Below are 2,362 nucleotides of genomic sequence, written 5' to 3' on the forward strand. Positions count from 1 at the left end.
CTGCCGGCACTACATCTACATGCCCAACAAAGCAAATATTAGGCTCATTGCTACCGAAAACAGCATAAAGGTTAGTGACTTGCTCGCTTTTAGAATCGCCGAATATTTTTATTTCGGTCTTAAAGCCGTGTTTTTTAAGCAAATCATCAATATACTCAATAGCCCCATCGCTCTCAGGAGTTACAGACTTAAAACCAATCAAATCTTTTAAGTAGTTAATGTACATCAATTATTGCCAAAGAAAATTTAATTTGGTTTTTAGTTTGTTTTCAAAAAGCTTTATGGTTTCTTTATTTGCTTCAATTATATTTCTTTCATGTTCTAACTCTGCAATAATCTCTTCTTGAATTAAAAGAGAAGGAAGAGGGATTTTTTGTGCTAAAAGTATCTGAGCATTTATGTTTGCTTGATTATTAGATTGTTTAGCATAATTTTTAAGATTTTTTTGAAATAAATCAGTATTCATATATAAATTTAAAAAATTAGACAGTATTTTTTCTTGGTTGACAACTATTTTTATCAAATAAGAGGCAAAGCAATATTCTGACTCTGCTTCAAATATAGAGGTTTTACCTACCAATTCAAAACTATTGGTTCTGTTGAATAAAATATCCCCTTTATTAAGTTTAAATTGTCTAAAAGTTTCTTTATCAATTTTAACATATTTTATATCTGTAAACTCTAATAATCCTTTTTGTAAGTTTTCCATTCTAAGTATTTTTACCCTTCACCCTCTGTATTCATGTCTTGTGAAAGACCATGCTGCACTTTGTTATTACAAATATCACCAATTTTAACAATTTTCAATTGTTTATTTATTTCAAAACTGGGTTTCCAATTACCTATTTTCTGTTTTGCCCCATCTATTATTTTTTGATAACTATCCAACTCCTCAACAATTTTTTGCTGTTCTTCAATAGGTGGAAGAAAAATTGCAATTTCGTCTAATTTAGTAATGGATATATATTTAGTTGTTTGGGTTGTACAAATATCTAATAATTTTTGTTCTAATGACTTACAGGTGTAAAATAAGAATTTTGGTAAAATTTGATCTGCATATTCCTATTTAATAACTAACCCATTTATTTGTTGATTAGTAGTAAGCGGTATTTTAGAAAAAGCAACTTTGCCTATTGTTGCTGCACAAGATAGTAATATAGTGTTAGTATAGTGTTAGTAGGTAATAATTTTACACTAGTTTCTTCTAAGGCTTTTTCTGTAATTAAATTGTTTAGTTTTAAACGTTTTCCCCATTTTCCAAATCTTCTAAGGTAAACCAAGGTATATCACCGTTATACCAATATTTTTGTTCTTTTCTTGAAGGGGTTGAACCATTATATATATATGACATATTTTCGATAACTTTACCAAAGTAAATTTTTCCTTTTTTATCGCTTCTCTATAATGATTACCTACTAAGTTATACCCATTATTCTTTATTTTCTTTAAATCTATAATTTTAAATCCAAGTTCAAACATATTAGTTTTTAAATCAGGATTTTTATCTACCTTACTAAGGTCTGAGGAATCAATTTTATTTAAATCATTTATACCAACCATTTTTCTTTTTTTAGAGATAACGAGTTGCAACTTTGCTTTTGATAGTAAAAATTGACGAACAGCAGCGGTGGTTTTTCTGAATAAGAACCCTTCAGGTACTACCAATGCCATTCTACCACCCTCTTTTAAATTTTGCAGGCAATGCAAAACACAAGCAGCATCACCGTTATTTTTTGCAATGCCGTTATAATATGTATTAAATCTTAATTTTTCTAAATCTTCATCGGTATTAATTATATTATTTTCTTTGATATAACTAAAGAACCCTCAGCTATAAGCTGAGGGGTTATAAAGTGGAATCGATTAGAAATCGATCATCATTCACAGGTTCACCTTCCTGTTCATCAATATAGTGCTGTATCATTTCATCAGTTATATTACCTGAACTGACCGCCATATAGCCCCTAGCCCACAAATGATTGCCCCAAAATTGTTTTCTTAAATGAGCAAATTCTTGCAATAAAATTCTTGAGCTACTACCTTTTAAATACTGTACTAACTTGCTAAGAGATATTTGTGATTTATATGAGATAAACATATGCACGTGATCACATGATATTTTCCCTGAAATTATATATACTTCATGTTCCATACAAATCTGCCTTAGTAAATCTCTAGCCCTTTCCGCTACTTTGCCTATCAATACTCTCTTCCTATATTTTGGTATCCATATAAGATGTACTTTTAAATCATACTGACTATGACTATTCTTTCTATAACTTCTCATGTTTCTTTGATATAAATTTCATTGCTAAAAGCATTTCATTTATATCTTTCCCTTTCGCCTGAAGGCGAGGGATTT

At 29.6% G+C, this 2,362-nt stretch carries 3 protein-coding genes and 2 pseudogenes; all 5 read right to left on the reverse strand.

Annotated elements, in window-relative coordinates:
• Positions 1–226 (reverse strand): annotated as a pseudogene (locus REIS_RS07310) (succinyl-diaminopimelate desuccinylase); the annotation flags it as partial.
• A gap of 3 nt (positions 227–229) precedes the next feature.
• Positions 230–709, reverse strand: a complete 480-nt coding sequence (locus REIS_RS07315; RefSeq protein ID WP_008580692.1) for a restriction endonuclease subunit S — start codon at positions 707–709, stop codon at positions 230–232.
• Between the two features lie 11 nt (positions 710–720).
• Positions 721–1,047 carry a restriction endonuclease subunit S gene (locus tag REIS_RS17790; protein ID WP_081819107.1) on the reverse strand — a complete coding sequence of 109 codons (327 nt, stop codon included), beginning with the start codon at positions 1,045–1,047 and terminating at the stop codon, positions 721–723.
• Between the two features lie 525 nt (positions 1,048–1,572).
• Positions 1,573–1,812 (reverse strand): annotated as a pseudogene (locus REIS_RS07320) (N-6 DNA methylase); the annotation flags it as partial.
• 34 nt (positions 1,813–1,846) lie between these two features.
• Positions 1,847–2,287 carry an IS200/IS605 family transposase gene (gene tnpA / locus REIS_RS07325; protein WP_008579210.1) on the reverse strand — a complete coding sequence of 147 codons (441 nt, stop codon included), beginning with the start codon at positions 2,285–2,287 and terminating at the stop codon, positions 1,847–1,849.
• Between the last annotated feature and the right edge of the window lie 75 nt (positions 2,288–2,362).

The organism is Rickettsia endosymbiont of Ixodes scapularis, assembly GCF_000160735.1.
Classification (GTDB): Bacteria; Pseudomonadota; Alphaproteobacteria; order Rickettsiales; family Rickettsiaceae; genus Rickettsia; species Rickettsia tamurae.